Raw genomic sequence first — 19,731 nt, 5'->3', positions numbered from 1 at the left:
TCAATCGAGGCGCTTCAAAGATGCCAAGCCATGCTCTAGATCAAGCCCATGCCAGATTCGAAAGCACCCTGCGGATGGCGGCGGACATGTTGACGAATGGCGCGATGCGGGCCTCCGTGTTCCGCCAGCGTGCCTTCTAGGGCGGTCGGCATCATGGCGATTCGGCCGCGCGCCGCCTTCCTGTCTCCCCTCGCTCCCTCGGTCGCCCGCCTTGCCGCCCTTGTCGGGCTCTTCGGCGCGGTCGCGATCGTGGGGGCTGCCTCGCTCCTTGCCTGGGAGCAATGGCGGGAACTGACGCAGAAGACGGGAGAAGCCACCCAGAGCGCCGCCTTCTTCCTCGCCGACCATGCGGCCCGGCTCTTCGAGGTTTCCGACCTTGCCCTCGAGAAGGCAATCGCCCTCGTCGACGGAAAGAGCTGGGACGAGATCCAGAATTCCCGGGCGCTCTTCGAAGAGCTCACCGCTGTGCGAGCGGATCTTCCCTATGTGGACGATCTCTGGCTCAACGACAAGACGGGCGACCTGCGTCTCACAACCTTCGCCTTTCCCACGCCCCCGTCCAATGCGAGCGATCGTGACGCATTTCATGCGCAGCTGACGCCTAGGAACGAACTTTACGTGGGCAGTCCCATCGTCGGACGCGTCTCCGCCCGCGCAACCTTCCTCGTCAGCCGCCGGCTCGGGCGGGCCGACGAGCCCTTCCGCGGCGTGGCGCTGGCGACGCTCGATCTCGACTATTTCACGTCCTTCTGGAAACACATTCCCCTGCCGCCCGATGCGACCGTGACGCTCTTCCGGCGGGAGGACCAGAAGGTGCTGGCGCGCTATCCGGCGCCAAAAGACAACGCTCCGCCCGTCTTCAACGAGGCGCTCGACGCGCTGATGGAAGCCGACCCGGTGGAAGGCAGCTTCACGCAGCTCGCCCAGAACGACGATACGCGCTTCGGCTCCTATCACGAGGTCGGCACGCTGCCGGTCTATGTGCGGGTCAGCGTGCCCAAGAGGGCGCTCGTCTCACTGTGGATGCGCGATGCCATTGCCTACGTCATCTTCGCGCTCGCCGCCGCCCTCTCCCTTATCGGCCTGACGGCCTATGCGCGACACGAGGCGCGCCGCGACGAGGCGAACCGCGACTTCCTGAAGGAGGAGGTGGCGCGCCGTACCGCGGCTCTCGAAGGCGAGACGCGAGCGCTGGAAGCCCTCAACGGGGCAAGCCGGGTTCTTTCCGCCGAACTCGATCCCGACCGGACGGTGCGGGCGGTGGTCGATGCCGGCGTCGTCCTCACGGGTGCGCAATACGCCGCCTTTCTCGGTGCCGCACCGGCACAGGACGGCAGCGTTCTCGTCGATCCCGAGCCGCAGGGCCTTTATGTTCGCCCCGGCCTTTCCCGCGAGGGTTTCCTCGGCTTCCTCAAGGCATGGAATACGCGGATCGTCTCACGCAACGGCATCCTGCGCCGGGGCGATTTCTTCGCGGAGGAACTCGCGGGGGAGGCGGCGGGGGAAGCGCAGGAGGGCCGGGAGACGGTGCGCTCGGTCCTTGCCGTTCCTGTCGTCTCGCGCTCCGGCAATGTTCTCGGCGGCCTTGTCTTCGCCGACAGCGAGCCAGACGCCTTTTCCGAAAGGGCCGAGAAGCTGAGCGCCGGCCTTGCCGCGCAGGCCGCGATCGCCATGGACAATGCGCGTCTCTTTTCGGAAGCGCAGGAGGAGATCGCCGCCCGACGTGCGACGCAGGCTCGCCAGGAGCTTCTCATCCGGGAGCTGCACCACCGGGTCAAGAACACGCTCGCCATCGTCCAGGCGATCGCCGGGCTGACGGCGCGCTCGGTCGAGGGCGTCGACGCCTTCAACGCTGCCTTCTCCGGCCGTCTCGCCTCGCTCGCCTCGACCCATACGCTGCTGACGGAATGGTCGTGGGAGAGGGCGCCGTTGAGGGGCCTCCTGCAGGCGCAGCTCGAGCCCTATGCCAGCGACTACACGCTGGAGGGCCCGGAGCTGGAGCTGACAGCCACGCAGGCCGTGCCGATCGGCATGGCGGTGCATGAACTTGCCACCAACGCGGCGAAATACGGAGCGCTTTCCACGCCGGATGGGCGTCTGACCGTCCGTTGGCACCTCAATGCCCCCGCCGAGGAGGGAAAACCTCAGACGCTGGTGTTTGAATGGCAGGAGCGGGGCGGGCCGCCTGTCTCGCCGCCGCAGCGCAAGGGATTCGGCTCGCGCCTGCTGGCGGAAGTCCTCAAGGTCCAGCTCCATGCGCGCACCCATGTGGTGTATGCGGAGGAAGGAATGACTTTCCGTCTGGAAGTAGAGGTGGCGCCGCCGGCTGAAAATGCGTATGAAGGGGTTCAGGTCTCGCCTGCCCCTGTGGCCGCCTCATGAGGCGATTTGCCGGCACCTGAAAAAAATCAGAAATTTTTGGAACGTATTTTAGCGGTGGGCGTTCTCACCGGGCTGGTCTGTGCCGTTTGCAGTTTTCCGGCGCGTGGTCCCGGACAGGAGTGAGATTGCCCGAATGCTTGCTTTGAATGGCGGAGAGGGTACGGCACCTCTTCGAAACCGACATATCCTGCTTGTGGAAGACGAGGCCCTGGTCGCAATCGATCTCGCCTACGAGCTGGAAAAGGCGGGGGCGGCCGTGACGTTCGCCACCACGTTGGCGGAGGCCCTCGCGATAGCCGAGATCGAGCCGCACCATTCGGCCGCCGTGCTCGACATCAATCTGCGCGGCGAAGAGGTCTATCCGGCTGCCGAGATTCTTGCAGAAAACGGCGTACCCTTTCTCTTTTGCACCGGCCACGGAAGGCGCGAGGAACTGACGCCCCGCTTTCCCGAGGCGCCCGTCCTCGCCAAGCCCGTTCTCGGGCGCCAGCTCGTGAAGGAGCTGCAGAAGCTCCTCTGCTAGGATATCCGGGCCGCGTCTATGGCGCGCTTACCTTCAGGATCGCTCCGTTGTCTTCGTCCGTGATGAGCCAGATGGCGCCGTCGGGCCCCTGCGCGACATCGCGGAAACGCACGCCCAGATCTTGCAGAAGCCGTTCCTCGTGCACGACCTTCTCTCCGTCGAGTTCGAGACGCACGAGGGCCTTGGAAGCGAGGCCGCCCACGAAGAGATCTCCCCGCCAGTCCGGAAACATCCCGCCCTCGTAGAAGATCATGCCGGAAGGCGCGATCACCGGCGTCCACTGGTAGATCGGGTCGAGCATGCCTTCCGCGTGCTGCTTGCCGGTGCCGACCGGGCTTCCGTCGTAGTTCACCCCATATGAGACGACCGGCCAGCCATAGTTCTTGCCCGCCTCCGGCACGTTGAGCTCGTCGCCGCCGCGCGGTCCGTGCTCGATCGACCAGAGCTTGCCGCTCTGCGGATTGATCGCCGCCGCCTGCACGTTGCGGTGGCCGTAGGACCAGATCTCCGGCAGCGCACCTTCCTTGTCGACGAAGGGATTGTCTTCGGGCACGGAGCCGTCCGGGTCGATGCGGACGATCTTGCCGAGATGGGAATCGAGATCCTGCGCCTGGACGCGGAAGGTCTCCGAAAAGCGCTCGCCGAGCGTCACATAGAGATGGCCGTCGCCGTCGAAAGCGAGGCGCGAGCCGTAATGCGCGGTGCTTTGGACTTTCGGTTTCTGCGAGAAGATTACCTCGACGTCTTCCACCGCGCTCACGTCGTCGGAAAGCTTGCCACGTGCGACGGCCGTGGAAGTGGTGCCGCCCTCTCCCGGCTCGGCATAGCTCCAGTAAACGAGGCGGTTGTCGGCAAAGTCCGGATCGATGGCGACGTCGAGCAGCCCGCCCTGGCGGCGATTATCGACCTCCGGCAGGCCGGAGATCGGTTCGGAAATCTCGCCCTTTGTGCTTACGTGATGCAGGCGGCCCGGGCGCTCCGTCACCAGCATCGACCCGTCCGGCAGGAAGGCGAGGCCCCAGGGATGGGAAAGCCCGTCCGCGACCTTGGTGACGGTGATCTCGGGTCCCTCGGTTCCAACCGTCTCCTGTGCGCCGGCGGCGCCGGCTGCAAGGATGGCGGCGAGGGATGCGGCGGCAAGTGGCGTGATGCGCATGTCGGATGCTCCTCTTTACGGCCTGGCGCTTGCGCGCCGATGAGCCCGTGGGAGCAAGGCGAAGAGGGCGCCGGGGTTCCTCGCCAAACGCCACGTCGCAATAACGTTCTCTTGATGCCTACCGCGTACCGGTCGCCTCGCGCAGCGTTGCGATGAGGTTCGCCTTCTCTTCGAAGCCGATGCCCGGGGCGTCCGGCAGGCCGACGCGGCCCGCCTCGACCGCCATCTCGTCGGCAAAGCCTCCGAAGGGGGCGAAGACCTCCGGATAGGATTCGTTGCCGCCGAGCTTCAGTCCCGCCGCGATGTTGAGCGAGAGCTGGTGCCCGCCATGCGGGACGACGTTGCGGCCGGAAAACCCGTATTCCGGCAACAGGGCAAGGGTGCGCATGTATTCCACCAGCCCGTAGGAGAGGGCGCAGTCGAACTGCAGGAAGTCGCGGTCGGGGCGCATGCCGCCGTAGCGCAGGAGGTTGCGCGCATCCTGGTGGGAAAAGAGGTTTTCGCCCGTCGCCATCGGTCCCTCGTAGTGTTCGGCGAGTTCGGCCTGCAGCGCGTAGTCGAGCGGGTCTCCGGCCTCCTCGTACCAGAAGAGGCCGTAGGGCTTCAGCGCTTTGGCATAGGCGATGGCGGTCGCAAGGTCGAAGCGCCCATTGGCGTCGACGGCGAGGTACTTTCCCTCGCCAACCACCTCCAGCACCGCTTCGACGCGCCTGATGTCATCCTCGAGCGAGGTGGCGCCGATCTTCATCTTCACCACTTCGTAGCCCATGCCTCGGTAGCGCCGCATCTCCTCCTGGAGCGCCTCGATGCCCTTGCCGGGATAGTAGTATCCGCCGGCGGCGTAGACGAAGACGCTGTTGTCGGCCGTGCCGTCGCCGTAGCTGTCGGCGAGGTGGCGGTAGAGCGGTTTTTCCGCGATCTTCGCCACCGCGTCCCAGACCGCCATGTCGATCACTCCGACGGCGACCGAGCGCTCGCCGTGTCCGCCCGGCTTCTCGTTGGTCATCAGCGTCGCCCAGATGCGCTCGGGCGAGAAATTCTCGCCGGCATCGTCGAGCAGCGCGGCGGTTTCGGCCTCGGCGAGGCGCGGCATGAACCGCTCCCTCAGCAGCCCGCTCGCACCATAGCGGCCGTTTGAATTGAAGCCGTAGCCGATGACCGGTTTCCCGTCTCTGACGATGTCGGTGACGATCGCCACCACGCTCGCCGTCATCCTGGAAAAATCGATGTAGGCGTTCTGGATCGGCGAGGCGATCGGCACGACGGCCTCGCGAATATCGGTGATGCGCACGGACGGTCCTTCGGCTTGCCGGGAAGAATCGTTCTAGAGGATGACGACGCCCGCTGGCCAGCGCGGCAAGAGATGCCGAAATGAAGCGGCGCGGCCGCTCGGGCGGGAGCTTTTTTGACCTTTGCGCCTTTATCCCTAAAAAGGCGGGGCTATCCCTAAAAAGGCGGGGCACCCGTCATACGCGACACCCGAACCAGCAGAGACATTTCCATATGTGCGGTATTTGCGGCGAAGTGAGCTTCGACGGCTCGCCGGCCGATCCATCTTCCCTAGGGCGCATGCTCGACTGCCTCGCGCGCCGGGGCCCGGACGACGCCGGCGCCGTTGTGCGCGGGCGCGTGGCGCTCGGTCACCGGCGGCTGAAGATCATCGATCTGTCGTCCCGTTCCGAGCAGCCCCTCGTCGATCCCGATCTCGGGCTCACCATCGTCTTCAACGGCTGCATCTACAACTATCAGGAGCTGAAGACGGAGCTGGAGGCCAAGGGCTACCGCTTCTTCTCCTCCGGCGACACGGAAGTGATCCTGAAGGCCTACCATGCCTGGGGCGAGGATTGCGTGAAGCGCTTCCACGGCATGTTCGCCTTCGTCATCCACGAGCGCGAGAGCGGGCGCGTGGTGATGGCGCGCGACCGCTTCGGCATCAAGCCGCTCTACCTGTCGGAGAGCGGCAAGAAGCTGCGCTTTGCCTCCTCGCTGCCGGCGCTCGTCGCCGCGGGCGGCGTCGATACCACCATCGATCCGGTGGCGCTGCAGTTCTACATGTCCTTCCACGCCGTCGTGCCGGCGCCCTACACGATCCTGAAGGGCGTCAGAAAGCTGCCGCCGGCCACCGTGCGGGTGATCGAGGCGGACGGGACGAGCCGCCAGAAGGTCTATTGGGAGCCGATATACGAGCGCAGCGTGGAGGATATCGAGCGGCCTTTCGCCGAATGGCGCGACATGGTGCTCGCCTCGCTCAGGACCGCCGTCGACCGGCGCATGGTGGCCGACGTTCCCGTCGGCGTGCTCCTGTCCGGCGGGGTCGATTCCTCGCTCATCGTCGGGCTTCTCGCCGAGGCCGGCCAGAAGGGGCTGATGACCTTCTCCATCGGCTTTGAGGAGGCGCATGGCGAGAAGGGCGACGAATTCGTCTATTCCGACATCATCGCCAAGCATTTCGGCACCGACCACCACAAGCTGTTCGTGCCGTCCTCGGATCTCCTGAAGGAGCTGCCGGGCGCGATCTCGGCGATGTCGGAGCCGATGGTCTCCTACGACAATATCGGCTTCTATCTCCTCTCCCGCGAGGTGGCGAAGCACATCAAGGTCGTGCAGTCGGGCCAGGGCGCCGACGAGGTCTTCGGCGGCTATCACTGGTATCCGCCGCTCGCCTCCTCCAACAATCCGGCCGCCGACTACGCCAAGGTCTTCTTCGACCGCGACCACGACAAGCTCGGGCGCCACCTTTCGCCCGAATGGATGGCGGCGAAGGACGAGGCGCGCGCCTTCCTGGAGGACCAGTTCGGCCATCCCGGCGCGGAAGACCCCGTCGACAAGGCGCTGAGGCTCGATTCCACCATCATGCTCGTCGACGACCCGGTGAAGCGGGTCGACAACATGACCATGGCCTGGGGGCTGGAAGCGCGCGTTCCGTTCCTCGACCACGAACTCGCCGAGCTCGCCGCCCGCATCCCGCCGGAGCACAAGCTCGCCGATGGCGGCAAGGGCGTCCTGAAGGACGTCGCGCGCCAGGTCGTGCCGAAGGAAGTGGTCGACCGCGAGAAGGGCTACTTCCCCGTGCCGGCGCTCAAATACATCTCCGGCGACACGCTCGACATGGTCCGCGACGCGCTGACCAGCCAGCCGGCGCGCGAGCGGGGCCTCTTCCGCGGCGACTATCTGGAAGCACTCTTCACAGAGCCCTCCGCCCACATCACGCCGCTGCGCGGCTCCGAACTGTGGCAGGTCGGCCTTCTGGAGCTCTGGCTGCAGAACCACGAACTATAGGTGCCATCATGACGCGCCGAGCAGAACAGAATCGCCCGACGAAGCGTGCCGGCGCCCTCGGCCAGCGGTTGATGCGACTGCGCGAGCAGGGCGCGCGCCCCTCGCGCGAGGACGTGGAGGCGGCCGACATGGTCGAGGAGGCGGTGATCGATTGCGGCTGGGGCCGCATCCTGTTCACCCAGACCTTCGAGAATTCGGAGGCCATCATCCACAAGCTCCGGGCCGAGGGCCTGGAGCAGCGCGACATAGCCTTCTACGTGCGCGATCCGCATGTGCTTCTGGCCGCCGCGCCGAACGAGCTCTTCCTCGATCCCTCGCACACTTACCGCCTCGACCTCACCACCTACCGGGCGAAGTGGCGAAAGCTGCCCGGCTTCTTCGTGCGGCGTCTGACCTCGCTCGCCGACGCGGAAGCGGTGAACCGCATCTATGCCAGCCGCAACATGGTGCAGGTGAACCCGGAATTCTTCTGGTCGAAGCGCGACAGCCGGGCGCTCACCTATTTCGTGGCTGAGGACGAGACGACGGGCGAGGTGATCGCCACCGTCACCGGCGTCGACCACGGCCGCGCCTTCAACGATCCGGAGCGCGGTTCCTCGCTCTGGTGCCTGGCGGCCGATCCGCAGTCCCGGCATGCCGGCGTCGGGGAAGCCATGGTGCGCCGGCTCGCCGAACACTACCAGGCGCGCGGCGCGGCCTATATGGATCTGTCGGTCCTGCACGATAACGACCGCGCCATCGCCCTCTACGAGAAGCTCGGCTTCCGCCGCATCCCGATCTTCGCGGTCAAGCGCAAGAACCCGATCAACGAGAAGCTCTTTTCCGGCCCGGACCCGGCCGCCGCCCTCAACCCCTATGCCCGCATCATCGTCGACGAGGCGCGACGGCGCGGCATCGGCGTGGAGATCATCGACACGGCAGCCGGTTTCTTCCGTCTTTCGTCGGGCGGGCGCTCGGTGCGCTGCCGCGAGAGCCTCTCGGAGCTGACCAGCGCGGTCGCCATGTCGCTGTGCGACGACAAGGCGGCAACGCGGCGCATCGTGGAGCGGTCCGGGGTGAAGGTGCCCGCCCAGAAGGAGGCGGGCAGCGAGGAGGAGATCAAGGCGTTCCTCGCCGAGCATGGCAGCGTCGTCGTGAAGCCGGCGCGCGGCGAGCAGGGCAGGGGCGTTGCCGTCGATCTCGATACGCTGGAGGACGTGACCGCGGCGATCGCGGAAGCGAAGAAATCCTCCGACCGGGTGATCCTGGAATCCTATTTCGACGGGACCGATCTCAGGCTCATCGTGATCAATTTCCGCCTGGTCGCGGCGGCGATCCGCGTGCCGGCGCAGGTGGTCGGCGACGGCAAGAGCACCGTGGAGAGCCTGATCGCCAAGCAGAGCCGGCGACGGGCAGCCGCGACGGGCGGCGAATCGACGATTCCGCTCGACGGCGAGACGGAACGGTGCGTGAAGCGGCACGGCTACGAAATGAGCTCCATCCTGCCGGAGGGCGAGCGCCTGCAGGTGCGCAAATCGGCAAACCTGCATACCGGCGGGACGATCCACGACGTGACGTCGGAGGTGCACCCGACGCTGGTGGATGCGGCGATTTCGGCAGCGCGCGCGATCGACATTCCTGTGGTAGGGATCGATCTGATGGTGACGGCGCCGCATCTGGCGGATTATGTCTTCATCGAAGCCAATGAGCGGCCAGGGCTTGCGAACCACGAGCCGCAACCGACGGCGCAGCGCTTCGTCGACCTTCTCTTCCCGCTCTCCATGCCGGCTTCCGCGCGCCTCGCCCAGGAAAGAAAGGTGGAGGCCTGACAATAAACGGGAGGAAACAATGCCGCGCCTTGCGATCGACACCGACTACCTTGCCGAGCGGCTGGCGCATCTGCTCTCCATCCCGAGCCCGACGGGCTTCACGGACACGATCGTGCGCGATTGCTGCCGGGAACTGGAGCGGCTCGGCGTCGCCTACGAGCTGACCCGCCGCGGCGCCATCCGCGCCATCTATCAGGGTTCGCGGCGCAAGGCCGCCCGCGCCATCGTCGTGCATGTCGACACGCTCGGCGCACAGGTGAAGGGGCTGAAGGAGAACGGCCGGCTGGAACTCGTTCCCGTCGGCCACTGGTCGGCCCGCTTCGCCGAAGGGGCGCGCGCGACGATCTTCACCGATCACGGCTCGTTTCGCGGCACTATCCTGCCGATGAAGGCCTCCGGCCACACCTTCGCCGACGAGGTCGACACGCTGCCGATCGGCTGGGAATATGTGGAGCTCAGGATCGACGCGCCGGCGACCGACAAGCTCTCGCTGGAAAAGCTGGGCGTGGAAGTCGGCGACATGGTCGCCATCGATCCGCAGCCGGAATTCGTCGAAAACGGCTTCATCGTCTCGCGCCATCTCGACAACAAGGCGGGCGTGGCGGTGATGTTCGCGGCGCTCGAGGCGATGGTGCGCGAGCATGCGGTGACGCCCGTCGACATCCACTTCCTCCTGACGATCGCGGAAGAGGTCGGCGTCGGCGCCTCGGCGATCCTCTCGCACGATGTCGCCTCGATGGTCGCCATCGACAACGGCACCACGGCGCCGGGCCAGAACTCCTCCGAATTCGGCGTCACCATCGCCATGGCCGACCAGACAGGGCCTTTCGACTATCACCTGACGCGCAAGCTCGCCCGGCTGTGCACGGAAAACGAGATCCGCTTCCAGAAGGACGTTTTTCGGCATTACCGCTCCGATTCCGCCTCGGCGCTGGAATCGGGCGCCGATGTCCGCACCGCGCTCATCACCTTCGGCGTTGATGCCAGCCACGGTTATGAGCGCATCCACATGCACGCGCTGCGCTCGCTCGCCGAGCTTGCCACCGCCTACATCACCAGCCCGGTCGAGATTCAGCGCGATTCCAAGGAATTCGGCTCCCTCAAGGGTTTCACACGCCAGCCGACCGAGGACGAGGAGGCGGAGGAGGCCCGCGAGGACCCGGTCTTTCTTCCCTGATATCGGGGGCCTGACATCCGGGGCCTGACAGCTCGGCCCTGAAGCGCTGCCCTGGCAGCCGGGCCCTGGTAGCCGGGCCAATGAGACGTCCTGTCGCCGCGGGGCGGAGCATGCGCCCTTGACCTTCCAGTGGCTGGAAGCCCCATATCGGGCGCCTGGATACGAAAGGGCGGCCGAGATGGACAGGACGAACCGGACCGACGGGCCGGCGCAGGAAGATCATTCCTGCTGCCACGGCAAGACCGAGCAGGGCGAGGCGAAGGCGTCGGAACATGCCTGCTGCGGCGGCAAGCACGAAAAGGCCGAAAGCCATTCATGCTGCGGCGGCCACCATGATCACGGCGAGGCCGCGGCGGGGGCGAAAGACGCGGCCGGCGAACGGGCCACCGACCCGGTTTGCGGCATGAAGGTCGACACCAGTGCCGGCAAGCCCTCGGCCGAGCTTGGGGGCGTCACCTTCCATTTCTGCTGCGATGGCTGTCGGAAGAAGTTTCTCGACGATCCGGAGCGCTACTTCTTCACCGAAGAGGGCAAGGCGATCGATCCGGTCTGCGGCATGAAGGTGGCGCTGGACGCCGGCAAGCCGACCGCCGAGCATGGCGGCAAGACCTACCATTTCTGCCGCGAGGGCTGCCGCGAGAAGTTCGTGGCGGACCCGGAGCAGTATCTTTCCGGCAAGAAGCAGGAGGAGGAGGCGCCTGCAGGAACGCTCTACACCTGCCCGATGGATCCGGAGATCGTGCAGGAAGGGCCGGGCACCTGCCCGATCTGCGGCATGGCGCTGGAGCCGATGGGCCTGCCGGCCGACGGGCCGAACCCGGAACTCGTCGATTTCAAGCGCCGGCTGTTCATCGGGGCGCCGCTCGCGGCGGTGCTTCTCGTCGTCGAAATGGGCGCCCATCTTCTCGGCATCGACGTCCTGCCCTTCATGTCGGCGCGCGCGGAGCAATGGCTGCAGCTCGCGCTCGCCGCGCCCGTCGTCCTTTATTGCGGCCTGCCCTTCTTCGAGCGCGGCTGGCGCTCCATCGTCTCCGGCCACCTCAACATGTTCACCCTGATCGCCATCGGCACGGGCGCGGCCTTCCTCTATTCGCTCGTGGCGCTCGCCGCGCCGGGCCTCTTCCCGCCCGCGATGCTGCATGAGGGCGCCGTGCCGGTCTATTTCGAGGCTTCGGCGGTGATCGTCGTCCTCGTCCTCTTCGGCCAGGTGCTGGAACTGAAGGCGCGCGAGCGCACCGGCAGCGCCATCCGCGCCCTGATGGACCTTGCCCCGAAGAAGGCGCTGAGGGTGAAGAAGGACGGCGGCACGGAGGAGGTGGAGCTTTCCGCCGTCGCCAAGGGCGACGTGCTGCGGGTGCGCCCGGGCGACACGGTGCCGATCGATGGCGTCGTCCTTTCCGGCCGCAGCGCCGTTGATGAATCCATGCTGACGGGCGAAGCGGTGCCGGTGGAAAAATCGGAGGGCGAGCGCGTCACGGGCGGCACCTCCAACACGCGCGGAAGCTTCGACTTCAAGGTCGACCGCACCGGCGCGGAGACGACGCTCTCGCAGGTCGTCACCATGGTGGCGGAGGCGCAGCGCTCGCGCGCGCCGATTCAGGGCCTTGCCGACCGGGTCGCCGGCTATTTCGTGCCGACGGTGGTGGCGGTTGCCGTCATCGCTTTCCTCGCCTGGCTCGTCTTCGGCCCGTCGCCGCAGCTCGCCTATGCGCTGGTGGCGGCCGTCAGCGTCCTCATCATCGCCTGTCCCTGCGCGCTGGGGCTCGCCACGCCGATCTCGGTGATGGTGGCGACCGGGCGCGGGGCGCAGGCCGGCATCCTCATCAAGAACGCCGAGGCTCTGGAGCGCATGGCGCATATCGACACCCTCGTCGTCGACAAGACCGGCACCTTGACCGAAGGCAAGCCGCGGCTCGTCGCCATCGAGACGGCCGGGGAGGGCGCGGAGGCCGACCTCCTGCGCCTTGCGGCCTCGCTGGAGGCGGCGAGCGAGCATCCGCTGGCCGAGGCGATCGTGCGGGGTGCGGAGGAAAAGGGCATCGATCCGGCGAAGGCCGAGGCGTTCGACGCCGTTACCGGCAAGGGCGTCACCGGCAAGGTGGAGGGCCGCGCCGTGGCGCTCGGCAACGAGGCGCTGATGGGCGAGATGGGCGTTGACATCGCCGCTCTGGCGCAGGCGGCCGAAACGCGCCGGCGCGAGGGCGAGACGGTGATGTTCGCCGCCGCGGACGGAAAGCTCCTCGGCATCATCGCCGTCGCCGACCCGGTGAAGGAGACGAGCGAGAAGGCGATCCGTGCCCTGCATGACGAGGGGCTGAGGATCGTCATGGCGACCGGCGACAACCGGGCGACCGCCGAGGCGGTGGCGAAAAGGCTCGGCATCGACGAGGTGCGGGCCGAGGTGCTGCCGCAGGACAAGCAGCGGATCGTCGACGAGCTGAAGGAGAAGGGCGCCAAGGTCGCCATGGCCGGAGACGGCGTCAACGACGCGCCGGCGCTGGCGGCGGCCGATGTCGGCATCGCCATGGGCGCGGGCGCGGATGTGGCGGTGGAGAGCGCCGGCATGACGCTGATGAGCGGCGACCTCAACGGCGTCGTCAGGGCCCGCAGGCTGGCGAAGGCGACGCTCGGCAATATCCGGCAGAACCTCGTCTTCGCCTTCGGCTACAACACGCTCGGCGTGCCGGTCGCGGCGGGCATCCTCTATCCGGTCTTCGGGGTGCTGCTTTCGCCGGTGATCGCGGCGGCGGCGATGAGCCTTTCCTCCGTGTCGGTGGTCGGCAATGCGCTGCGCCTCAGGCAGGTGAAGCTCTGAGGGGCCGTCCTCTCAGGCAGGGGGAGAAAGAAGAAGGGCGGCCGGTTCTTTCGCCAGCCGCCCGTTTTTCCCGCCTCGTGGAGGCGGGTTCGCCCTCACCGCGAAGCTAGTGCGACATCAGGATCGGGACCGTCATCTGGTCGACGATCGACTGGGTGGCGCCGCCGAACACCGTCTCGCGCAGGCGCGAATGGCCGTAGCAGCCCATGACGATGAGATCGGAGCCGAGATCGGAGGCGCGGTTGAGGATCTCGCCGCCGACCGATGTGCGGTCGGGCCGGGAGGTCATCGCCTCGACGTTGAGGCCGTGGCGGGCGAGCGTGCGGGCGAGGGCGTCGCCCGGCACCAGGCCGTGGCCCGGCTCCTTGTGGCCGGCATTGACGGAAAGGATCTGCACGCGCGCGCCCTTCTGGATGAGGGGCAGGGCGTCGAAGGCGGCGCGGGCCGCCTCGCGGCTGCCGTTCCAGGCGATCAGCACGTTGTTGCCAAGCTCGCCGTAATGGCCGGCCGTCGGCACGACGAGGACGGGGCGGCCGGCGCCGAGGACGAGATCCTCCGGGCGGTAGTAGGAGGGCAGCTCCTCGCTCGCCTGCGAGGCGACGACGAGATCGGCGTTGCGGCAGGTGCGGATGGCGAGCTGCGTGGCGTTGACGTCGCGCGCGTCGAGCTGCAGCCAGGAATAGGCGAGGTCCTCGCCCTTGGCGACATGCTCGAAACGGGTGCCGACCTCGGTGGCGATCTGGTTGTCGCGGTCCATCTGCATCGACAGCCATTCGCCGCCGAGCGGATCGACGACGTCGGGCGGGATGCGCGGGATGAGATGCAGGCCCACGACATGGGCGGAATGGGATTTGGCGAGCGGCGTTGCGACGCTCATCAGGCGCGGGATCGCGTCCACCGAAGGCAGGTGGACCATGATCGTCCCTAGGGGATACCGGCTGCTCACAGCTCTTTTCCTTTCGTCTCTGTCGGGGAGAGCGGGGACGGAATTCGGCCAGGCTCAGAGTGTAGGTTCCGGTGCCGAATTGCCGCGTTGATCAGGATCAAGGAACCTCTGGAATTGCAACGGCTTCGTCGATAAGAGTGGGGTCATGACGAAGTCCGCGACGTCCGTTCCCCTCGAAAACGATCCCCTGCCCGATCTGTGCAGGGCTTGCAAGGCCAGGCATCGTGGAATCTGCGGGGCTCTCGACGCCCAGCAGCTGGCCGAGCTCAATCGCCGCTCCCACAAGCAGGTGGTGGAGCCCGGCAAGACGCTCATGGATGCCGAAGAGCCGACCAGCGCCTATTCCAACATCCTCGCCGGGGTGGTGAAGCTTTCCAAGATGCTGCCAGACGGGCGCCAGCAGATCGTCGGGCTGCAATTCGCCCCCGATTTCGTCGGCCGCCCGTTCTCGCAGGAGAGCGCGCTGAAGGCCGAGGCGGTCACCTCCACGGTGCTGTGCACATTCCCGCGCAACGTGCTGGAGCGGATGATCGCCGATTCGGCCGGCCTGGAGCACAACCTCTACCTTCAGGCGCTCGCCGAGCTCGACGATGCGCGCGACCTCCTGCTGACGCTGGGACGCAAGACAGCGCGCGAGCGCGTCGCCACCTTCCTCCTGATGATCGCCCGCCACACGCCGAAGGCGGAAGGGACGGGCGAGCCACAAGGGTCGACGGATTTCGAGCTGCCCCTGACGCGCGCGGAAATCGCCGATTTCCTCGGCCTCACCATCGAGACGGTCAGCCGCCAGCTCACCAAGCTGAAGGGCTCTGGCGTCATCCGGGTGGAAGCGAACCGGCGCATCTGCGTGCCGGACCTCGAGCTTCTGGAAGCCGAAACGGGCGATTGAGGCGGCGGGCGCCGCAGCGCCCGGATTTTACTCCTGAGAGATAATGAAACGCGAGGGCCGCCGCGCTTTGCGCGATGCTCCCTGACCGTTGGCTCGTGGCCGCGCCCGCGCCTTACGCGATGGCGCTGGCGGGCTTGTCCGCGCATTCGGCGCATTTGCCGTCGCAGGGCTTCTTCGGCGTCAGCAGCGAAACGAGCGGCAGGCATTCGCAGCGCATGCGGTGGCGCAGGAGCGCCGATGCAAGGTCCGCCTTTGCCGCAGGGGTGAAGCAGGAGCGCGCCATCGGAAAGACCACCGTCTCCTCCCAGGCGATATGGCGGCGCTGCGATTCGAAGAAGGAACGCAGGAGATAGCCGAGCGCCTCGGCCGCCCGGTAGCGGCCTTCCTCGTCGCGATTGGCCAGCGCTTCCGCCAGTTCCAGCGCACTCGCCTCGTCGGCGTCGTGCTCGGCGCGCGACAGGTTGATCGCCTCGCGCACGGAACGGTCGGCGCGGCACGGGGCCGCCAGCGCCGGGAAGAGGATTTCGTTCTCCAGCCTCAGATGGGCGGGGAAATAGGTGCGCAATGTTGTCGCAGCCGCTTCGGCCGATTCGCGCGTGACCTGATTGGGAAGGGCGTCCGCGATCGCCTCCAGCAGGTCGCAGAGCCGCTCCTGGAGGGCGTGTTCGAACGCGATAAGCTGGAACGGATCCAGACGGATAGCCTCCGCATTCGGCGCCTTGGCCGCGCATGCGATGAGCGCTTCCAGATGCTTGTGCTGCGGTGGCATGTGGGAAATTCCTTCCCGAACGAAGCTTTTTGTCGGTCTGAGCATCGTGCCGGAAGTCCGCCCCGGGTAACTTGATCTGCGTCAAGGGTTGTGGTCCGGCTTCCGGCCATAGCTAGGTTAGAAGCCTTCCACGCGACATTGGGGCACGGGGGGCGAGGACAAGGAGAAGCGGCCATGGCGATGGCGCAAGTCGGCGGCCTGTTCCTGATAGCGCTTCTGGCGCTGATGGGATCGGTCAAGGCACACGATACGCAATTTGCGGTGCATATGGCGCTCGTCGCCATCATAGCGCTGGCCGCGGCAGGCTGGCGGCTGAAGACCATGGACGTGTCGGTCAAGAAGACCGCCCTCCAGGATCGCGAAGCCCATTACATGGACGACGTCGTGCGGGCGGGGGCGATCGCGACGATGTTCTGGGCCGTGATCGGCCTTACCGTCGGCGTCCTCATCGCCTTCCAGCTGGCCTTTCCGCACCTCAACGTCGAGCCTTACCTCAACTTCTCCCGGCTGCGCCCGCTGCATACCTCGGCGGTGATCTTCGCCTTCGGCGGCAACGCGCTCATCTGCACCTCCTTCTACGTGGTGCAGAGGACGACGGGCGCGCGCCTCTTCGGCGGCGGCCTGCCCTGGTTCGTCTTCTGGGGCTACCAGATCTTCATCGTGCTGGCGGCGACCGGCTACCTCCTCGGCGTGACGCAGTCGAAGGAATACGCCGAGCCGGAATGGTACATCGACCTGTGGCTCACGGTGGTCTGGGTCGCCTATCTCATCGTCTTCCTCGGCACGCTGGTGAAGAGGAAGGAACCGCACATCTACGTGGCGAACTGGTTCTACCTCTCCTTCATCGTCACGATCGCGATGCTGCACGTCGTCAACAACCTCGCCGTGCCCGTCTCCTTCCTCGGCTCGAAATCCTACTCCGCCTTCGCCGGCGTGCAGGACGCCCTGACGCAGTGGTGGTACGGCCATAACGCCGTCGGCTTCTTCCTGACGGCGGGCTTCCTGGGAATGATGTACTACTTCATCCCGAAGCAGGCGGAGCGCCCGGTCTATTCCTACCGGCTGTCCATCGTGCATTTCTGGTCGCTGATCTTCCTCTACATCTGGGCCGGCCCGCACCATCTGCACTACACGGCGCTGCCGGACTGGGCGCAGACGCTCGGCATGGTGTTCTCGGTGATGCTGTGGATGCCGTCCTGGGGCGGCATGATCAACGGCCTGATGACGCTCTCGGGCGCCTGGGACAAGCTGAGAACCGACCCGATCATCCGCATGATGGTGATCGCCGTCGCCTTCTACGGCATGTCGACCTTCGAGGGCCCGATGATGTCCATCAAGGCGGTCAACTCGCTGTCGCACTACACCGACTGGACCATCGGCCACGTGCATTCGGGCGCGCTCGGATGGGTCGGCATGATCTCCTTCGGCGCGGTCTACTACCTGGTGCCGCGGCTGTGGATGAGGCCGAGGCTCTATTCGGTGCGCCTCGTCTCCTGGCACTTCTGGCTCGCCACCATCGGCATCGTCCTCTACGCGGCGTCGATGTGGGTCTCCGGCATCATGCAGGGGCTGATGTGGCGCGAGTACAATGCCGAGGGCTTCCTGGTCTATTCCTTCGTGGAGACCGTGGCAGCGATGCATCCCTACTACATCATCCGCGGCCTTGGCGGCGTCATGTACCTGACCGGCGCCCTGATCATGGCCTTCAACATCTACAAGACGATCCGCGGCGATCTCCGGCAGGAAAAGCCGATGGGCGCTGCCGTCGAACCGGCCGAGTGACAAGGAGACCAAGGTGCTCGATCCGCTCACCAAATTCGTTCTGCGCCACCACGACAAGGTGGAAAGGAACGTTACCGTCCTCCTCGTGCTCGCCTTCCTGGTGGTCTCCATCGGCGGTCTCGTGGAAATCGTCCCGCTCTTCTACGTGCAGAACACCATCGAGAAGGTGGAGGGGATGCGCCCCTACACCCCGCTGGAGCTCGCAGGGCGCAACGTCTACATCCGCGAGGGCTGCTACGTCTGCCATTCGCAGATGATCCGTCCGATGCGCGACGAGGTGGAACGCTACGGCCATTACTCGCTTGCCGCTGAATCGATGTACGACCATCCGTTCCAGTGGGGCTCCAAGCGCACCGGCCCGGACCTTGCCCGCGTCGGCGGACGCTATTCCGACACCTGGCATGTGGAGCATCTGACCGATCCCCGCTCCGTGGTGCCGGAATCGATCATGCCGAAATACGGCTTCCTGGCGAACAACGAGCTCTCGGTCGACGATATCGGCGACCATCTGAAGGCCAATGCCCTGGTCGGCGTGCCCTACAGCGAGGACATGATCGTCAACGCCAAGGCGGATCTCGTTGCCCAGGTCGATCCGGACGGCGATACGTCGGGGCTGGAGGAACGCTACCCGAAGGCGCAGGTGCGCAACTTCGACGGCGATTCGAGCCGCATCACGGAGATGGACGCGCTCGTCGCCTATCTGCAGATGCTCGGCACGCTGGTCGATTTCACCACCTACGAGCCTCTTTCCGAAGAGAACCTCAGGTGAGGACATGAGCACCTACGACACGCTTCGCCACTTCGCCGACAGCTGGGGACTGCTGTTCATGCTCCTCATCTTCCTGGCGGTGGTGGTGTGGGTTCTCAGGCCCGGCGCGCGAACTTCCTACAGCGAGCAGGCAGACATTCCCTTCAAACATGAAGACCGGCCGGCCCCGACAGCAAAGCGGGCAGACAAGACGCCGGTACGTGGAGACTGACGATGGCCACGAACGAAGGCAAGAACGCTCAGGGGGCCGGCGGCCCCCGCCATTCCGGCCCCGAGATCGACAAGGCGACCGGCCAGTCGACGACCGGGCATGAATGGGACGGCATCAAGGAGCTGAACACGCCGCTGCCGCGCTGGTGGCTGTGGGTGTTCTACGCCTGCACCATCTACGCGCTTGTCTATGTGGTGCTGTACCCGGCGATCCCGCTCATCAAGACCGGCACGACGGGCCTGCTCGGCTGGCATTCGCGCTCGGCCGTCGCCCGCGAGCTCTCCGAGGTGGAGGCGGCGCGCGCCGGCGTGATGGAGAAGATCCGCACCATGCCGCTGGAAGAGATCGCCGCCGATCCGGACCTTTCCGACACGGCCTTCCGGGCCGGGCAGTCGGCCTTCAAAGTGAACTGCGTGCAATGCCACGGCTCCGGCGCCGAGGGCGGCTTCGGCTACGCCAACCTCAATGACGACGACTGGATCTGGGGCGGCACGCTGGAGGATATCCACACCACCATCCAGCACGGCATCCGCTACGACCAGGATCCGGAAACGCGCATTTCGGAAATGCCGGCCTTCGGCCGCGACGGACTGCTCGACCAGACCCAGATCGCCCAGGTGACGCAGTACGTGCTGTCGCTTTCGGGCCTGCCGCACGACGCGGCCGAGGCGGAGGCGGGCAGCCCGCTCTTCGCCGAGAACTGCGCCGTCTGCCATGGCGAGAACGGCGAGGGCCAGCAGATGCTGGGCGCGCCGACGCTGAACGACGCCGTCTGGCTCTACAGCGCCGATCCCAAGCAGATCGCCTCGCAGATCAACAATCCCAAGCACGGCGTCATGCCGGCCTGGGCGGGGCGTCTCGACGAGGGCACGATCAAGCAGCTGACGATCTATGTGCACGGCCTCGGCGGCGGCGTGGCGGCGGAGCAGGTTTCCGCCAACTGAGGCGCCGGCAGGCAAGAAACAGGGCGCCGCTCTCCCGGCGGGGAGCGGCGCTTCGCTTTTTTGAAGCGCCTCATCGGAGCGCGTCCGGTCGGTCGGCGAGGCGTAGCCGTGGCCCGCAGCGGGCCTGCCTTCTTCGGCGAAGCATCTGGCACATTTCGGCTTTTTGCATTCTCCGGGGATCGGGCGCAGACTAGCCCGCCGATATGTCGCACCCGCCGGCGGTGGGCATTGCTTGCATACGGCTTTTGATATGAGTCAAACGCCTTAGATCAGTTCAAAGC

The 19,731-nt window shown here is 66.2% G+C and carries 14 protein-coding genes and 1 pseudogene; 11 read left to right on the top strand and 4 right to left on the bottom strand.

Features of this window, described 5'->3' with window-relative positions:
- Positions 1-153 precede the first annotated feature (153 nt).
- Together CLD20_RS02265 and CLD20_RS02260 are read left to right on the top strand one after the other, a co-directional pair.
- Positions 154-2,382 carry an HWE histidine kinase domain-containing protein gene (locus tag CLD20_RS02265; RefSeq protein WP_224404963.1) on the top strand — a complete coding sequence of 743 codons (2,229 nt, stop codon included), beginning with the start codon at positions 154-156 and terminating at the stop codon, positions 2,380-2,382.
- Positions 2,383-2,575: 193 nt separating this feature from the next.
- On the top strand, positions 2,576-2,905 hold the full coding sequence (locus tag CLD20_RS02260; RefSeq protein ID WP_224404962.1) for a response regulator: 330 nt from the start codon (positions 2,576-2,578) through the stop codon (positions 2,903-2,905).
- A gap of 16 nt (positions 2,906-2,921) precedes the next feature.
- On the opposite strand, the gene CLD20_RS02255 is transcribed toward CLD20_RS02260, so the two are convergent.
- A complete protein-coding gene (locus tag CLD20_RS02255; protein ID WP_224404961.1) occupies positions 2,922-4,061 on the bottom strand; it encodes a PQQ-dependent sugar dehydrogenase in 1,140 nt (379 codons plus the stop codon).
- A 118-nt stretch (positions 4,062-4,179) separates the two neighbouring features.
- Positions 4,180-5,352 (bottom strand): mandelate racemase/muconate lactonizing enzyme family protein, encoded by a 1,173-nt coding sequence (locus CLD20_RS02250; RefSeq protein ID WP_224404960.1) that lies wholly within the window; start codon positions 5,350-5,352, stop codon positions 4,180-4,182.
- 212 nt (positions 5,353-5,564) lie between these two features.
- Here CLD20_RS02250 and CLD20_RS02245 point away from each other — a divergent pair, with 212 nt between their 5' ends.
- The 4 genes from CLD20_RS02245 to CLD20_RS02230 all read left to right on the top strand — a co-directional run bounded on the left by CLD20_RS02245 (position 5,565) and on the right by CLD20_RS02230 (position 13,140).
- Complete coding sequence (locus tag CLD20_RS02245) at positions 5,565-7,340, top strand: N-acetylglutaminylglutamine amidotransferase (protein ID WP_224404959.1); 1,776 nt, start codon at positions 5,565-5,567, stop codon at positions 7,338-7,340.
- Between the two features lie 8 nt (positions 7,341-7,348).
- Positions 7,349-9,148, top strand: a complete 1,800-nt coding sequence (gene ngg, locus CLD20_RS02240; protein ID WP_224404958.1) for an N-acetylglutaminylglutamine synthetase — start codon at positions 7,349-7,351, stop codon at positions 9,146-9,148.
- 19 nt (positions 9,149-9,167) lie between these two features.
- Positions 9,168-10,325: an osmoprotectant NAGGN system M42 family peptidase gene (locus CLD20_RS02235; RefSeq protein ID WP_224404957.1), complete on the top strand. Its 1,158-nt coding sequence runs from the start codon at positions 9,168-9,170 to the stop codon at positions 10,323-10,325.
- A gap of 178 nt (positions 10,326-10,503) precedes the next feature.
- Entirely contained in the window at positions 10,504-13,140 is a 2,637-nt protein-coding gene (locus tag CLD20_RS02230; protein WP_224404956.1) for a heavy metal translocating P-type ATPase, read from the top strand.
- A gap of 106 nt (positions 13,141-13,246) precedes the next feature.
- Here the strand turns inward: CLD20_RS02230 and CLD20_RS02225 are convergent, their stop codons facing one another.
- Positions 13,247-14,086, bottom strand: coding sequence for a universal stress protein (locus CLD20_RS02225; RefSeq protein WP_224404955.1), 840 nt, complete (start codon positions 14,084-14,086; stop codon positions 13,247-13,249).
- 145 nt (positions 14,087-14,231) lie between these two features.
- Here CLD20_RS02225 and CLD20_RS02220 point away from each other — a divergent pair, with 145 nt between their 5' ends.
- Positions 14,232-14,975, top strand: a complete 744-nt coding sequence (locus tag CLD20_RS02220; protein ID WP_224404954.1) for a Crp/Fnr family transcriptional regulator — start codon at positions 14,232-14,234, stop codon at positions 14,973-14,975.
- A 112-nt stretch (positions 14,976-15,087) separates the two neighbouring features.
- On the opposite strand, the gene CLD20_RS02215 is transcribed toward CLD20_RS02220, so the two are convergent.
- Complete coding sequence (locus CLD20_RS02215; protein WP_224404953.1) at positions 15,088-15,744, bottom strand: hemerythrin domain-containing protein; 657 nt, start codon at positions 15,742-15,744, stop codon at positions 15,088-15,090.
- Positions 15,745-15,918: 174 nt separating this feature from the next.
- On the opposite strand from CLD20_RS02215, the gene ccoN reads away from it, so the two are divergent.
- The 4 genes and pseudogenes from ccoN (at position 15,919) to ccoP (ending at position 19,450) form a co-directional block, all read left to right on the top strand.
- Entirely contained in the window at positions 15,919-17,526 is a 1,608-nt protein-coding gene (ccoN, locus tag CLD20_RS02210) for a cytochrome-c oxidase, cbb3-type subunit I (protein WP_224404952.1), read from the top strand.
- A gap of 40 nt (positions 17,527-17,566) precedes the next feature.
- Positions 17,567-18,295: a cytochrome-c oxidase, cbb3-type subunit II gene (gene ccoO, locus CLD20_RS02205; protein WP_255599455.1), complete on the top strand. Its 729-nt coding sequence runs from the start codon at positions 17,567-17,569 to the stop codon at positions 18,293-18,295.
- 4 nt (positions 18,296-18,299) lie between these two features.
- Positions 18,300-18,449 (top strand): annotated as a pseudogene (locus tag CLD20_RS02200) (cbb3-type cytochrome c oxidase subunit 3); the annotation flags it as partial.
- Between the two features lie 59 nt (positions 18,450-18,508).
- The gene (gene ccoP / locus CLD20_RS02195) at positions 18,509-19,450 is read left to right on the top strand and encodes a cytochrome-c oxidase, cbb3-type subunit III (RefSeq protein ID WP_224404950.1); all 942 of its coding nucleotides are present in this window, start codon (positions 18,509-18,511) and stop codon (positions 19,448-19,450) included.
- Positions 19,451-19,731 lie beyond the last annotated feature (281 nt).

The organism is Afifella sp. IM 167 (genome assembly GCF_020144925.1).
Lineage (GTDB): Bacteria > Pseudomonadota > Alphaproteobacteria > Rhizobiales > Afifellaceae > Afifella.
Note: the sequence above shows the minus strand (reverse complement) of the source record. Positions and strands in the feature narration are given on the sequence as shown.

What these genes read in the sequence shown, in the direction of transcription:
- CLD20_RS02265 (WP_224404963.1), top strand. Translation starts at nt 154, where the DNA reads ATGGCGATTCGGCCGCGCGCCGCCTTCCTGTCTCCCCTCGCTCCCTCG.
- CLD20_RS02255 (WP_224404961.1), bottom strand. Translation starts at nt 4,061, where the DNA reads ATGCGCATCACGCCACTTGCCGCCGCATCCCTCGCCGCCATCCTTGCA.
- CLD20_RS02245 (WP_224404959.1), top strand. Translation starts at nt 5,565, where the DNA reads ATGTGCGGTATTTGCGGCGAAGTGAGCTTCGACGGCTCGCCGGCCGAT.
- ngg (WP_224404958.1), top strand. Translation starts at nt 7,349, where the DNA reads ATGACGCGCCGAGCAGAACAGAATCGCCCGACGAAGCGTGCCGGCGCC.
- CLD20_RS02235 (WP_224404957.1), top strand. Translation starts at nt 9,168, where the DNA reads ATGCCGCGCCTTGCGATCGACACCGACTACCTTGCCGAGCGGCTGGCG.
- CLD20_RS02230 (WP_224404956.1), top strand. Translation starts at nt 10,504, where the DNA reads ATGGACAGGACGAACCGGACCGACGGGCCGGCGCAGGAAGATCATTCC.
- CLD20_RS02220 (WP_224404954.1), top strand. Translation starts at nt 14,232, where the DNA reads ATGACGAAGTCCGCGACGTCCGTTCCCCTCGAAAACGATCCCCTGCCC.
- CLD20_RS02215 (WP_224404953.1), bottom strand. Translation starts at nt 15,744, where the DNA reads ATGCCACCGCAGCACAAGCATCTGGAAGCGCTCATCGCATGCGCGGCC.
- ccoN (WP_224404952.1), top strand. Translation starts at nt 15,919, where the DNA reads ATGGCGATGGCGCAAGTCGGCGGCCTGTTCCTGATAGCGCTTCTGGCG.
- ccoP (WP_224404950.1), top strand. Translation starts at nt 18,509, where the DNA reads ATGGCCACGAACGAAGGCAAGAACGCTCAGGGGGCCGGCGGCCCCCGC.